Origin of the sequence: Gibbsiella dentisursi (assembly GCF_039539505.1) — a bacterium.
Taxonomy (GTDB): domain Bacteria; phylum Pseudomonadota; class Gammaproteobacteria; order Enterobacterales; family Enterobacteriaceae; genus Gibbsiella; species Gibbsiella quercinecans.
Genome location: NZ_BAABDG010000003.1, coordinates 571,039 through 583,571, shown reverse-complemented (window position 1 = coordinate 583,571; position 12,533 = coordinate 571,039). Strand labels below are relative to the sequence as shown.

Here is a 12,533-nt window from a genome sequence, read left to right as displayed (position 1 = left end):
CTTATACCTGGTATACGGCGTCAATTATTTGACGAGAAAAATGCTCAGATGAACCTGAATTTTCAACCTTTGCTTGATCAACTGCCTTACCTGCTGGGTGGGGCGTGGGTGAGCTTACAGATCGCTGTTCTGGCATTTGCCTTCGGCATGATCATTGCCCTGTGCTGCACGGCCATTCTGCGCTATGGGCCGCGTTTGGCGGGGCAGGTGGTGAATGCCTATGTGGTTTTCGCCACCAACACTCCGCAACTGGTGCAAATCTATTTTTTGTTTTTCGCCTTGCCGGAAGTGGGGATATTGCTGTCGCCTTTTACCGCCGTGTTGATTGGCGCCACCTTTAACGCCGGCGCCTATTTGTGCGAGATCCAGCGCGCCGGGTTTGATTCGGTGCACCGCCTGGAGGTGGAAGCGGCGGAGGTGCTGGGGTTTTCACGCATGCAAATCATCCGCTACGTGATTTTACCGCACGTGATGAAAGTGATGTTCCGTCCGTTGTCCAATCAGTTCATCGTGATGACGCTTGGCACTTCTATGGCTTCGATGTTCGGTGTGGAAGAGCTGACGGGGCGCACCTATAACCTGAGTTCGGAAACATATTTATCGGTTGAAGCTTTCTCTATCGCAGCCGTGCTGTACATCATCATTACTATCATGGCCACGCTGGCTCTGGCAGTCGTCGGGCGTTTCCTCTTCCGCGCTAAAATAGAGGCCTTCTGATGAACTACCTGGATCTGCCTGAACTGGCACAGTTGTTTTCCTACTATAACGTGTTGCTGCTGCTCGAGGGGTTGCTCAGTACGCTGTTGCTGTCGGCGGGCGGGTGCCTGATTGGCTTCCTGGCCGGTTTTCTGATCGCCATTATCCGCACCACCCGGTCGAAAGCCGTGGCGCCGCTGCGCGCAGCCGCTTTTGTTTACTGCTTCCTGTTCCGCCGTATCCCCTTTTTGGTGACGCTGATGCTGGTGTTTTTTATCAGCCAATATGTCGGGCTGTCGCTTTCCACCTTCTCGGTGGCGCTGGTGTGCGTGTGCATTATCGCCGCGGCCTATTTGGGGGAAATCATCCGCAGCGGTATTGATTCGGTGCACAAGAATCAATGGGAGGCCGCGCAGACGCTGAACTTCACCTACTTGCAAAGCCTGCGTTACGTGATTATTCCGCAGTCGTTGAAGGTGGTGATCCCGCCGACGTTCAGTTTTTTCATCATGTACATCAAAGACACGGCGCTGGCCTCGCAAATCGGGGTAATGGAGCTGACCTCCGCCAGCAAGGTGCTCACCAACAAAGGGTTTTCCGCCGCGTTGGTGTACGCCACGGTGTTGGTCCTGTATTTCCTGATCTCTTACCCACTATCGCGCTTTGGTAAGCGCCTGGAGAAGAAAATTGCCGCAACTCGAAATCGTTAACCTTAAAGCCTCGTACGGCCAGCAGAGCGTCCTGGAGCAGGTCAACCTTTCCGTTGAGAAAGGCGAAATCGTCAGCCTGATCGGCCCTTCCGGATCGGGGAAAAGCACGCTGCTGCGCGTGCTGATGGGGCTGCTTCCTCCAGAAGCCGGCACGGTACGGCTCGATGGTAAAACCGTGAACTACGCCCACAAGGGCGAACTGCGTGCGCTGCGCTCTTCCATCGCCATCGTGTTTCAACAGTACAACCTGTTCCAGAACATGACGGTGCTGGAGAACGTGATGATCACGCCGACCAAAATCAAAGGCTGGCCGAAAAAGCAGGTGGAGGCCGACGCCCGGCGACTGCTGACCCGGGTGGGGCTGGAGCACCGGCTGCATGCCTACCCGGACGAGCTTTCCGGCGGCCAACAGCAGCGCGTGGCGATCGCCCGCGCACTGGCGCTAAAGCCAACGGTACTGCTGCTTGATGAAGTCACCGCGGCGCTCGATCCTGAGATGGTCAACGAAGTGCTCGATACCATCCGCGAGCTGGCATCGGAAGGCATCACCCTGTTTCTGGTGTCCCATGAGATGAGTTTTGTGCGCGAAGTGTCCAGCAAAGTGGTGTTTATGGCCGATGGCGCAGTGGTGGAAACCGGGGCGCCGCAGCAAATTTTCGATGCGCCGCAGCAGCCGCGCACGCGTCACTTCGTCGGGAAAATCCTGCGCCACTGATCCGCCATGCGGAAAGACCAATCACTATCAATAAGGAGAAGTCAGATGGATATCGCCCAATATCCGCAAATTAATCCACCGGCACGGTTGCTGATGGGGCCGGGGCCGATTAATGCCGATCCGCGCGTGCTGCGTGCGATGTCGGCGCAGTTGATCGGCCAGTACGATCCGGCGATGACGCAGTATATGAATGAGGTGATGGCGCTGTATCGTGCGCTGTTTCGCACCGAAAACCGCTGGACGATGCTGATTGACGGCACTTCGCGCGCCGGTATCGAAGCCATTCTGCTGTCGGCGATCCGCCCCGGCGACAAGGTGCTGGTGCCGGTCTTTGGGCGCTTTGGCCACCTATTGTGTGAAATCGCCCGCCGCTGCCGCGCCGAGGTGCACACCATTGAAGCGCCATGGGGCACGGTGTTCACGCCGGATCGCATCGAGGACGCCGTTAAACGCCTGCGCCCGCGTTTATTGCTGACGGTGCAGGGCGATACCTCGACCACCATGCTGCAGCCGCTGGCGGAACTGGGGGAAATTTGCCGCCGCTATGACGTGCTGTTTTATACCGATGCCACGGCGTCGTTTGGCGGCAACGCGTTGGAAACCGACGCCTGGGGGCTGGATGCGGTGTCTGCCGGCATGCAAAAATGCCTGGGCGGGCCTTCCGGCACTGCGCCGGTCACCCTCAGCCCACGGATGGAGGCGGCGATCCGCCGGCGGCGCTGCGTGGAAGCCGGCATCCGCACCGCGGCGCACCAGGATGGCGAAGAAGAAATGATCTACTCCAACTACTTTGATCTGGGCATGATCATGGATTACTGGGGGCCGGAGCGGCTGAATCACCACACCGAAGCCACCAGCGCGCTGTTCGGCGCCCGCGAATGCGCCCGGCTGCTGCTGCAGGAAGGGCTGGATCACAGCATTGCGCGCCACAAGCGCCATGGCGACGCGCTGCTCAAAGGGATCCAGGCGATGGGGCTGGCGACCTTCGGCGATCTGGCTCACCGGATGAACAATGTGCTTGGGGTGATGATCCCGCCGGGTATCGACGGCGAGCAGGTGCGCAAGCTGTTGCTGGAAGACTTCGCGATTGAGATCGGCACCTCGTTCGGGCCACTGATCGGCAAGGTCTGGCGGATTGGCACCATGGGTTACAACGCGCGCAAGGACTGTGTGCTGCAAACGCTGGCGGCACTGGAAGCGGTGTTGAACCATCTGGGCTTCAACACCGTGCAGGGGGCGGCCATGCAGGCGGCCTGGGATCATTACGCGCAGGAGGGGAACGCCTGAATCGCGGCGTTCAACGATACTCCTGATACACCTTGGCGACCCGTTTGAAATAGTCGGTCAGGTAATTGATGCACACCTGAACTTTCAGCGGCAGCTTGTCTTTTTCGGTGTACAGGGCATAGACCGGGCGCGGATCCGACTGATAGCGCCTGAACAGGATCTCGATCTCGCCGCGTTTGATCTCCTCGATCACCCACATCAGCGGCGCATATGCGATCCCGGCGCCGGCTTTCAGCCAACGGATCATGGTTTGTGAATCGTTGGTGACGAAGCGGCCGTGGGGCGAAATGCGCGTGCTGATGCCTTCCGGGGCGATCAGCTCAAACTCGCTGTCCGGGCGCACGTTGTATTCCAGCCAGGAAAAATTCACCATGTCGCTCGGTTTTTGCGGCGTGCCGTGCTGCGCCAGGTAGCTTTTGGCGGCGCAGACCACCATCGGCATAGAGCCCAGGCGGCGGGAAAACAGGCTGGAATCCTGCAGCGCGCCAACGCGGATCACTACGTCCAGCCCATCGGCGATCAGATCCGGCGCCGGGATGCCCGTCACCAGGTTAACCGTCAGGCCAGGGTATTCTCTCAACATGTCGGCGGTCATGGTGGCCAGCACGTTTTGCGCCATGGTAGAGGAACTGCCGATGCGCAAAGTGCCGGTGGGCGTATTGTTGAAGGCGTACAGCTGTTCATGCACTTCACTCACTTCCTGCAACATGCGCCGGCAGCCCTGATAGTAAATCTTGCCGGCTTCGGTCAGGCCGATGCTGCGCGTGCTGCGGTTGAGCAGCTTGACCTGGAGTTCATTTTCCAGTTTGGAGACGGTCTGGCTGATCGATGAAACGCTCATACCCAGTTGGCGCGCCGCCGCGGTAAATGAGCCGCACTCAACGACTTTCGCGAATACCGACATCCTTTTTAGTCTTTCCATTATTCACTCTGGCTTAAAAGTGATTTAGATCACAGTTTGTTGATTGGGTGATAGTAAGCACGCTAATATAATGCTCGCTGGGTGATGCCCGCGTACGCCTGAGCGTGGCCAATGAGGTAAGGCGGCCGCGTCGCCGCAGGCAACTCTGCCGGTGCCCTCGTATTCCCTTTCATGGATACCTGTCCCAAGAGTTTAACCCCTTTTCAGCTTTGCGGCCCGGTGCGCCGTCAGGCTACGGCGTAGGGCATGCCTGTGTTAAATTGTAAACAGGATGTGATACAAAAGGTGCAGCATCCCGGTATTGTGAACAATCAAGGAAAAAGGTATGAGTTTGCTTCCGGTCATCGTGATTTTCGGGCTGTCGTTCCCCCCGGTATTTTTTTTGCTGCTGGTTTCGCTGGCGGTTTTTTTTGTGCTGCGCCGCGTGCTGCAGCCAACGGGGATCTATGATGTTGTCTGGCATCCGGCACTGTTTAATACCGCGCTGTTTTGTTGCCTGTTTTATTTGATTTCATGTCTTTTTTTCTGAGGCCGCTGTGAAAACGTTATTAATAAAAATAATCCGTATCGCGATTACGTTGCTCCTGGTGCTGTTGGGGATCGTCGCCGTGTTTAAGGTCTGGATGTTCTATACCGAATCGCCCTGGACGCGCGACGCCAAATTTTCTGCCGATGTGGTGGCGATCGCCCCGGACGTCAGCGGCCTGTTGACTGCTGTGCCGGTGGTGGATAACCAACTGGTGACGAAGGGGCAGACGCTGTTTGTCATCGATCAGCCGCGCTATCAGCAGGCGTTGGATCAGGCGAATGCCGATGTGGCCTACTATCAGGCGCTGGTTGCGGAGAAAAAGCGTGAAGCAAGCCGCCGTGTGAATCTGGGGCCGGATGCCATGTCGCGCGAAGAGATTGAGCAGGCGAGCAATGCGTTGCTGACCGCGCAGCAGCAGTTGGCGAAAGCGATCGCAGTGCGCGATCTGGCCCGGCTCGATCTGGAACGCACCGTGGTGCGCGCCCCGGCGGACGGCTGGGTGACCAACCTTAACGTGCATACCGGCGAGTTTATTACCCGCGGCGCCACGGCCGTGGCGTTGGTGAAGAAAAACAGCTTCTACCTGCTGGCCTACCTGGAAGAAACCAAGCTACATGGCCTGAATAAGGGCGACCGCGCGGAAATTACCCCGTTGGGCAGCAACCGCATTATGCACGGCACCGTGGACAGCGTGGCGGCGGCGGTGAACAACAGCAGCAGCACCAGCAACAATAAAGGGCTGGCTTCCGTTGACAGCAACCTGGAGTGGGTGCGCCTGGCGCAGCGCGTGCCGGTTAAAATCGTGCTGGATGATAAAGACCAGCAGCACCCGTACCCGGCGGGCACCACCGCTACCGTGGTGATTACCGGCAAACAGGATCGTCCCGCCAATGATGGCTCGCCGTTTACCCGCTTGATGCATCGGCTGCGCGAGTTCGGTTAAGGCCGCGTTCGCCCGTTTCCGAAAGGATGTTGTTATGTTCGGCGCTACTTTTATTCGGTTGAGGTTTGCCTGCAAGCTCAGTTTCGCGATCGTCTTCGCGCTGTTTGTCGGCTTTCATCTCAACCTGGAAACCCCACGCTGGTCGGTGATGACCGCGGCTATCGTCGCGGCCGGCCCGGCATTTGCCGCCGGCGGCGAGCCCTTCTCCGGCGCAATCCGCTACCGCGGCTGGCTGCGGATTATCGGCACCTTCATCGGCTGTTTCGTCGGCCTGGCGATTATCGTCACTACGGCGCGGGCGCCGGTGGTGATGCTGTTTTTATGCTGCGCCTGGGCCGGTTTTTGCAGCTGGATTTCTTCATTAATCCGCGTCGAGAACTCCTACGCCTGGGGCCTGGCGGGCTATACCGCGCTGATCATCATTGTGACCGTCGCCACCAGCGAATCTCACCTGCTGGAAGCGCCGCGCTTTGCCATTGAGCGCTGTAGCGAGATTGTGCTGGGGATCGTCAGCGCCGTGCTGGCGGATTTGCTGTTTTCCCCGCGCTCGATAAAACAGGATATCGATCGGCTGCTGGATAAACTGCTGGTGGATCACTACCAACTGATGCAGATGTGCCTGAGCAACGCGCCGAAAGAGGAAATCGATCGTGCCTGGAGCAATCTGGTGAAGGGCACCACGGCGCTCAACGGCATGCGCAACAATCTGATGCTGGAGTCCTCGCGTTGGCACAAGATGAACCGCCGGGTGCGGGCGCTGCATACCCTGTCGCTGACGCTGATCACCCAGTCGTGTGAAAGCTACCTGATTTTGCAGGATCACCCCGGCGCCGTATCGGAAAGGCTGCGCGAGCTGTTGCTGGCGCCGGCGCAAACGCCGCAGGAGGTTCACCAGCGCCTGAAGCTACTGCGCCAGGTGTTGGCTTCCCACCGCACGCAGGACACGCTGCCGACCGTCACCGGGTGGATCGGCACCGCCACGCGCTATCTGTTGCTGGCGAAGGGCGCGCACACCAACAGCAGCATCAGCGCGGTGGAAGAGGACATCTTGCGCGGCGAGGTGGTGGTGAAACCCACCTCGGCAGAAGGGCACCATGCGATGATCAACGGCCTGCGCACCTTTGTCGCCACCGTCTTCGGCTGCGCGCTGTGGCTGTGGAGCGGCTGGACCGCCGGCAGCGCGTTTATGGTAATCATTACGGTGATCACCTCGCTGGCGATGCGCACCCCTAATCCGCGCATGGTGGCGATGGACTTTGTGATCGGCATGATGGCCGCCATTCCAGTGGGCGGGCTGTTTTTTATGGTGATCATCCCGGCGACGCAGCAGAGCCTGCTGTTGCTCTGTTTGAGCCTGGGGCTGATGGCATTTTTTATCGGTATCGAAGTGCAGAAACGGCGGCTGGGTACCCTGGGGCTGCTGGCCGGCACCATCAATATCCTGGTGTTGAGCAACCCGATGGTATTTAACGTACCGCTGTTTCTGGATTCGGCCTTCGGCCAGTTTATCGGCAGCTGTGTGGGGTTGATGGTGCTGCTGCTAATTCGTGATAATTCGCGTGAACGCACCGGGCGCACGCTGTTGAACCAGTTGGTCAGCCGGGCGGTGTCGGCGTTGACCACCAAAGCGGCCAAACGCCGGGAAAACCACCTGCCGGCGCTGTATCAGCAATTGAACCAACTGTTGATGATGTTCCCCAACGACATCGCCAAGTACCGCCTGGCGCTGAACTTGATCATCGCGCACCAGCGTATGCAGCGCACGGAGATCCCGGCCAGCGAAGCGCTTGCCGCCTTTCACCGGCAGATCCGCAAAACCGCCGACAGCGTGGTGAGTGCGAAAAACGACGTTAAACGGGCGTATTACTACGATCGCCTGCTGGGCGAAATGAACGAATACCAGCAAAAGCTGGTGGAAAGCCAGGCGCCGCTCAGCGTCACCGGGCCGGTCAGGCGTCTGGCGGAAATGCTGCACCGCTATCGCCACGCCCTGATTGATTAGCCACTGTGGCGCACGGTAGCGGCCCCGCTAACCCTGCCGTGCGCTTTCGGATATTGCCGGGTGCCAGCCTGCAGTAAAAACGTTATATTTTGTTAATCATTCATTCATCAGTTTTGGCTATATATCTGGCAGGTGCCATAGCCAGCGGTAACTATTTTCAGGGAATTTATGAACAAGCGGATCCTGGTGGCGATGGCGATCGCTGTGGTGATAGCCGGTTTCAGCGCGCTGCGTGCGCCCCAGCAGCCAGCGCCGGCTAACGTGCCGGCTACGGCAGCGGCGGAAAGTATCGATCGGTTAACGCAGCAGGAGCGGGTGGTGAGCTATCTGAAACAGCGCCAGCGCTTGCCGGATTATTACATCAGCAAAAAGCAGGCGCGTGAGCAGGGATGGGATGCACGCGACGGCAATTTGTGCGCGGTGTTGCCAGGCAAAGCCATTGGCGGCGATCGTTTCTCCAACCGCGAAGGGCAACTGCCGGCGGCCAGTAACCGCATCTGGCGTGAAGCGGATATCAACTACCGCTGTGGCCGGCGCGGCGCAGAACGCCTATTGTTCTCTAATGACGGGCTGATTTTCGTCACGCATGACCATTATAAAAACTTCATTCGGGTGGAGTAAGTCTGATGGCAAAAGTAGAGTTCGATTTTAATCAGATAGCCGATCTGCCGGCGTTCTACCGTGCCTTTGCGCAGAAATTCGCGTTGGATGAAGGCTTTGGCGCCAATCTGGATGCGCTGTGGGACGTGGTGACCGGGGAGATCCGTTTGCCGGTGGAGATCGAGTTCACCAATCTGAGCACCCGTAGCAAACGCCGCTTCGGCGCGATCATTTTGCTGTTTGAAGAAGCCGAAGAAGAGCTGGACGGCAGCCTGCATTTTAATATGCATGAAAGCCGTGAGCCGGCTCACCACCGGGGATGAACGGCAGCGTTCATCCCGCAGCGGCAGTGCGGCAGGGGATCAGTCGGTGGCTTCGGCCAGTTCGCGCAGATACTGGAAGATCTGGCGGTAAGCCTTAGGCGGCTTGTTGCCGGCTTTCTCTTTTTGCGCGTTGCGTACGAGCGCGCGCAACTGCTGGCGATCGGCCTGTGGATAAAGTTCCAGGATGGTCGGGATCGCATCGTCGCCTTGTTCCACCAGGTTGTCACGCAGCGTTTCCAGCTTGTGGAACAGCGCAACCTGCTGGTTGTGGCGGTTCTTCAGCTTGTCCAGCGCGGTCTGGATCGGCTCGACGTCGCGGGCGCGCAGCATCTTGCCGATTAACTGCAGTTGGCGGCGGCGGCCCTCTTTCTTAATCTTCTGCGCCAGCTCAATGGCGGCCCGCAGATCGTCATCCAACGGGATGCGCTCCAGGGCGTTTTTCCCCAGTTCGACCAGCTCAACGCCCAGATCTTTCAGCGCTTGCGCATCACGTTTAATTTCACTCTTACTGACCCAGATAATCTCGTCATCGTCCTCGTCTTCACTCCCCGGGACATCGTCGAGCCAATCTTCAGGCTGTTTGTTCATGGTAGGCTCCGTTAAAAAGAGGCTAATCCTAACAGGTTGCCGTCTTTATGCGAAATTCCATGCAGTTCCTGTTAGACTCAATGGCATTAATCAAATACCCGTCATACTTCAAGTTGCAGGTGTGTTGGCTGCGCTCAGTCACCCGAATCACTTACCGGCCTAAGCTCATCGGGATTAATGAGAGACATCCTGTCTCTCACCGGAGGCCAACCGTTGGTTGGTCAAATTCGTTCCCGACGAATTTGTCCTTTGATTGCCGCCTGCCTGCAACTCGAATTATCTTGGGTATAAGATTTTCGCGCGCCAGCACGCGCACAATCAACGCCGCCACGGCACTTTTCTCAACGATTCTAAATTATGGCAGATTGATGAAAGTAGTCACTCAAGTTGCAGAACAGCGTAAAGCGCTGGAACAGGCCGTTTCGCAGGCCCTGGAACTGGCGCGCGCCGGTTCTGATGCGGCGGAAGTCGCCGTGACCAAAACCACCGGCATCGGCGTCAGCACCCGTTTTGGCGAAGTAGAAAACGTCGAATTCAACAGCGACGGCGCCCTGGGCATCACCGTGTATTACCAGCAGCGTAAAGGCAGCGCATCGTCCACCGATCTCTCCCCCGACGCTATCGCCCGCACCGTGCAGGCCGCGCTGGATATCGCCCGTTATACCTCGCCGGATCCTTGCGCCGGGCCGGCAGAAAAAGATCTGCTGGCGTTTGAAGCGCCGGATCTGGATCTGTTTCACCCCGCCGAGCTAGACGCCGAGCGCGGTATTGAACTGGCCGCGCGCGCCGAACAGGCTTCACTGGCGGCGGATAAGCGCATCACCAATACCGAAGGCGGCAGCTTCAACAGCCACTACGGTATAAAGGTCTTCGGCAACAGCCATGGCATGCTGCAGAGCTACTGCTCCAGCCGCCATTCGCTGTCGAGCTGTGTGATTGCCGAGCATGAAGGCGATATGGAGCGTGATTATGCCTACACCATCGGCCGTGCAATGGATGATTTGCAAAGCCCGGAATGGGTGGGGCAAGAGTGCGCGCGCCGCACGCTGTCGCGCTTGGCGCCGCGTAAGCTGTCGACCATGAAAGCGCCGGTGCTGTTTGGCCGTGAGGTGGCGACCGGGCTGTTTGGCCACCTGGTTGGCGCCATCAGCGGCAGCAGCGTGTACCGCAAATCCACGTTCCTGCTCGACGCACTCGGCACGCAGATTTTGCCGTCGTGGCTGACCATCGAAGAGCATCCGCACCTGCTGAAAGGGCTGGCCTCCACCCCGTTCGACAGCGAAGGCGTGCGCACCCAGCGCCGTGACATCGTGAAAGACGGCGTGCTGCAAACCTGGCTGCTGACCAGCTACGCGGCGCGCAAGTTGGGCCTGCACAGCACCGGCCATGCGGGCGGCATCCACAACTGGCGCATTGCCGGCCAGCACAATGATTTTGACGGCATGCTCCGGCAACTGGGCACCGGCCTGCTGGTGACCGAGCTGATGGGGCAGGGCGTTAGCGGCGTGACCGGCGACTATTCCCGCGGCGCCGCTGGGTTCTGGGTGGAAAATGGCCAAATCCAGTATCCGGTCAGCGAGATCACCATCGCCGGCAACCTGAAAGACATGCTGCGCAATATCGTCAGCGTGGGTAACGATATCGAAACCCGCAGTAACATCCAGTGCGGCTCGGTGCTGCTGCCGGAAATGAAAATCGCCGGGCAATAAGCCCGGATGCGGCCGGTGTTCTGCCGGCCGCACCACTCTTTAACCTTCCTTACAAACACCTGAAGCTGCTTTACCCTTTCATCCTCTATGGTTAGGCTGTATCACACCATGGCGTAGCGGCGTATGTGCCTGAATAATTTTTATAAGCCCTGGCGTGAGTGATATTTCTCGTGGTTAACATTCAATAATTGGAAGGGTGAGCATGAATAAAACACTGAAAGCGTTGGCGTTGGTCACGCTGCTGGGCGCCAGTTCGCTGGCGATGGCCGATATCGCGGATGATATGGATATTATCGCCGACAATTACGACACGGCGCTTAAGACCGATAGCGCCGATGTGTTCCAGCAGAGCCTGGAAAAAATGCGCGCGGCGGCGCTGGATTCCCAGAAACAAACGCCGCCGTCGCTGGATGGCAAAGCCGACGACAGCCCGGAAATGAAGGATTACCGCCACGGCTTCGATATTCTGGTGGGCCAGATCGATCAGTCATTGGCGCTGGCGAAGCAGGGCAAGCTGGCCGACGCCAAACGCTTGGCCGAAGAGTTTAAACAAACCCGCAGCACCTACCATAAGAAATACCGCTAATGATACCGGTGCCCCCGCCGCGGCGGGGACGCCTGCATCCATCACGGCCTGGCCTGTGCTTTAACGGTACAACGCGGCTTTACCTACCGAGCCAAACAAAGCCATTTTCGCCGCCACCACCTCGCTTGCCGCCTGCATGGGTTTGAGGAACAATGCGTTAGGCTCATGCCCACCCTGTTTCAGTTCTTCTTCCAGTGCGACAAAAAACGCTTTTTTCATATCGCTCGAAATATTGATTTTCCCCACGCCATAACGGATAGACTCCGCCACCTCACTGTCTTTATTGCCGGAACCGCCATGCAACACCAGTGGGATCCCGACCCGTTTACGGATTAGCTGCAAGCGTTCAATATCGAGCCTGGGTTGTTTCCCTTTTGGGTACAGCCCGTGGGAGGTGCCGATAGCGACGGCCAGCGTGTCCGTACCGGTTTCCCGCACAAAGGTTTCGGCCTGTTGCGGGTCGGTATAGAGAATCTCGTTGCTGCCGCCTTCCGCGCTGCCTTCCGCCACGCCAATGGTGCCCAGTTCAGCCTCGACGGAGACATTGATCGCGTGGGCGATGTCGACGATTTTTTTCGTCAGCAGGATGTTTTGCTCAAAAGGCTGGGAAGACGCGTCAATCATTACCGAGGTAAAACCGGCGTAAATCGCCTTCATCACCTCTTCCAGCGTGCGGCCATGGTCAAGATGAATAACAACCGGTACGCGCGCCTGAATGGCCAGCGTGCGCAGGTAGCCGATGAATTCTGGCCCGGTAAAGGCCATCTCATCAGGGTGAATTTCCAGAATCAGCGGGGAATCAAGCCGCTCCGCCGTTTCGACGGCCAGCCGGCCAAATTCGGCGCTGGCGATGTTGAATGCGCCCACGCCAAACTGGTGGTGTTGAGCGATGCTAAGCAGATCTTTCATGGTGTACAGCATGG

The 12,533-nt window shown here is 58.1% G+C and carries 14 protein-coding genes; 11 read left to right on the top strand and 3 right to left on the bottom strand.

Annotated features, from left to right (window positions below):
* Positions 1 to 48: 48 nt before the first annotated feature.
* Genes ABFX35_RS13315 through ABFX35_RS13300 form a run of 4 tightly spaced genes read left to right on the top strand, consistent with a single transcriptional unit; the run spans position 49 to position 3,408 of the window.
* Positions 49 to 717 (top strand): amino acid ABC transporter permease, encoded by a 669-nt coding sequence (locus ABFX35_RS13315; RefSeq protein WP_095847055.1) that lies wholly within the window; start codon positions 49 to 51, stop codon positions 715 to 717.
* Positions 717 to 1,406: an amino acid ABC transporter permease gene (locus ABFX35_RS13310; RefSeq protein ID WP_095847056.1), complete on the top strand. Its 690-nt coding sequence runs from the start codon at positions 717 to 719 to the stop codon at positions 1,404 to 1,406. The genes ABFX35_RS13315 and ABFX35_RS13310 overlap by 1 nt, the downstream gene beginning before the upstream one ends.
* Positions 1,384 to 2,121, top strand: a complete 738-nt coding sequence (locus ABFX35_RS13305; protein ID WP_095847057.1) for an amino acid ABC transporter ATP-binding protein — start codon at positions 1,384 to 1,386, stop codon at positions 2,119 to 2,121. Before ABFX35_RS13310 ends, ABFX35_RS13305 begins: the two co-directional genes overlap by 23 nt.
* Positions 2,122 to 2,166: 45 nt before the next feature.
* Positions 2,167 to 3,408 carry a pyridoxal-phosphate-dependent aminotransferase family protein gene (locus tag ABFX35_RS13300; protein WP_121525368.1) on the top strand — a complete coding sequence of 414 codons (1,242 nt, stop codon included), beginning with the start codon at positions 2,167 to 2,169 and terminating at the stop codon, positions 3,406 to 3,408.
* 10 nt (positions 3,409 to 3,418) lie between these two features.
* Here ABFX35_RS13300 and aaeR read toward each other — a convergent pair whose 3' ends face one another.
* Positions 3,419 to 4,330 carry an HTH-type transcriptional activator AaeR gene (gene aaeR / locus ABFX35_RS13295; protein WP_346081580.1) on the bottom strand — a complete coding sequence of 304 codons (912 nt, stop codon included), beginning with the start codon at positions 4,328 to 4,330 and terminating at the stop codon, positions 3,419 to 3,421.
* Positions 4,331 to 4,655: 325 nt separating this feature from the next.
* Here aaeR and aaeX point away from each other — a divergent pair, with 325 nt between their 5' ends.
* The 5 genes from aaeX (at position 4,656) to ABFX35_RS13270 (ending at position 8,727) form a co-directional block, all read left to right on the top strand.
* Positions 4,656 to 4,859: a p-hydroxybenzoic acid efflux pump operon protein AaeX gene (aaeX, locus tag ABFX35_RS13290; RefSeq protein WP_095847060.1), complete on the top strand. Its 204-nt coding sequence runs from the start codon at positions 4,656 to 4,658 to the stop codon at positions 4,857 to 4,859.
* 7 nt (positions 4,860 to 4,866) lie between these two features.
* On the top strand, positions 4,867 to 5,802 hold the full coding sequence (aaeA, locus tag ABFX35_RS13285) for a p-hydroxybenzoic acid efflux pump subunit AaeA (protein ID WP_279025684.1): 936 nt from the start codon (positions 4,867 to 4,869) through the stop codon (positions 5,800 to 5,802).
* A 34-nt stretch (positions 5,803 to 5,836) separates the two neighbouring features.
* The gene (aaeB, locus tag ABFX35_RS13280) at positions 5,837 to 7,804 is read left to right on the top strand and encodes a p-hydroxybenzoic acid efflux pump subunit AaeB (RefSeq protein WP_279025682.1); all 1,968 of its coding nucleotides are present in this window, start codon (positions 5,837 to 5,839) and stop codon (positions 7,802 to 7,804) included.
* 168 nt (positions 7,805 to 7,972) lie between these two features.
* On the top strand, positions 7,973 to 8,425 hold the full coding sequence (locus tag ABFX35_RS13275; protein ID WP_279025680.1) for a ribonuclease domain-containing protein: 453 nt from the start codon (positions 7,973 to 7,975) through the stop codon (positions 8,423 to 8,425).
* Between the two features lie 5 nt (positions 8,426 to 8,430).
* The gene (locus ABFX35_RS13270; RefSeq protein WP_095847064.1) at positions 8,431 to 8,727 is read left to right on the top strand and encodes a barstar family protein; all 297 of its coding nucleotides are present in this window, start codon (positions 8,431 to 8,433) and stop codon (positions 8,725 to 8,727) included.
* Positions 8,728 to 8,766: 39 nt separating this feature from the next.
* Here ABFX35_RS13270 and yjgA read toward each other — a convergent pair whose 3' ends face one another.
* Positions 8,767 to 9,315, bottom strand: a complete 549-nt coding sequence (yjgA, locus tag ABFX35_RS13265) for a ribosome biogenesis factor YjgA (protein WP_095847065.1) — start codon at positions 9,313 to 9,315, stop codon at positions 8,767 to 8,769.
* Between the two features lie 368 nt (positions 9,316 to 9,683).
* Here yjgA and pmbA point away from each other — a divergent pair, with 368 nt between their 5' ends.
* Positions 9,684 to 11,024, top strand: coding sequence for a metalloprotease PmbA (gene pmbA, locus ABFX35_RS13260; protein ID WP_279025674.1), 1,341 nt, complete (start codon positions 9,684 to 9,686; stop codon positions 11,022 to 11,024).
* Positions 11,025 to 11,226: 202 nt separating this feature from the next.
* Positions 11,227 to 11,610: a cytochrome b562 gene (cybC, locus tag ABFX35_RS13255; protein ID WP_095847067.1), complete on the top strand. Its 384-nt coding sequence runs from the start codon at positions 11,227 to 11,229 to the stop codon at positions 11,608 to 11,610.
* Positions 11,611 to 11,670: 60 nt separating this feature from the next.
* On the opposite strand, the gene ABFX35_RS13250 is transcribed toward cybC, so the two are convergent.
* The gene (locus tag ABFX35_RS13250; RefSeq protein ID WP_346081574.1) at positions 11,671 to 12,531 is read right to left on the bottom strand and encodes a ketose-bisphosphate aldolase; all 861 of its coding nucleotides are present in this window, start codon (positions 12,529 to 12,531) and stop codon (positions 11,671 to 11,673) included.
* Between the last annotated feature and the right edge of the window lie 2 nt (positions 12,532 to 12,533).

Excerpts from the sequence above, each read along its gene's own strand:
- aaeX (WP_095847060.1), top strand. The coding sequence starts at position 4,656 with ATGAGTTTGCTTCCGGTCATCGTGATTTTCGGGCTGTCGTTCCCCCCG.
- yjgA (WP_095847065.1), bottom strand. The coding sequence starts at position 9,315 with ATGAACAAACAGCCTGAAGATTGGCTCGACGATGTCCCGGGGAGTGAA.
- ABFX35_RS13275 (WP_279025680.1), top strand. The coding sequence starts at position 7,973 with ATGAACAAGCGGATCCTGGTGGCGATGGCGATCGCTGTGGTGATAGCC.
- cybC (WP_095847067.1), top strand. The coding sequence starts at position 11,227 with ATGAATAAAACACTGAAAGCGTTGGCGTTGGTCACGCTGCTGGGCGCC.
- ABFX35_RS13310 (WP_095847056.1), top strand. The coding sequence starts at position 717 with ATGAACTACCTGGATCTGCCTGAACTGGCACAGTTGTTTTCCTACTAT.
- aaeB (WP_279025682.1), top strand. The coding sequence starts at position 5,837 with ATGTTCGGCGCTACTTTTATTCGGTTGAGGTTTGCCTGCAAGCTCAGT.
- ABFX35_RS13315 (WP_095847055.1), top strand. The coding sequence starts at position 49 with ATGAACCTGAATTTTCAACCTTTGCTTGATCAACTGCCTTACCTGCTG.
- aaeR (WP_346081580.1), bottom strand. The coding sequence starts at position 4,330 with ATGGAAAGACTAAAAAGGATGTCGGTATTCGCGAAAGTCGTTGAGTGC.
- pmbA (WP_279025674.1), top strand. The coding sequence starts at position 9,684 with ATGAAAGTAGTCACTCAAGTTGCAGAACAGCGTAAAGCGCTGGAACAG.
- ABFX35_RS13270 (WP_095847064.1), top strand. The coding sequence starts at position 8,431 with ATGGCAAAAGTAGAGTTCGATTTTAATCAGATAGCCGATCTGCCGGCG.
- ABFX35_RS13300 (WP_121525368.1), top strand. The coding sequence starts at position 2,167 with ATGGATATCGCCCAATATCCGCAAATTAATCCACCGGCACGGTTGCTG.
- ABFX35_RS13250 (WP_346081574.1), bottom strand. The coding sequence starts at position 12,531 with ATGCTGTACACCATGAAAGATCTGCTTAGCATCGCTCAACACCACCAG.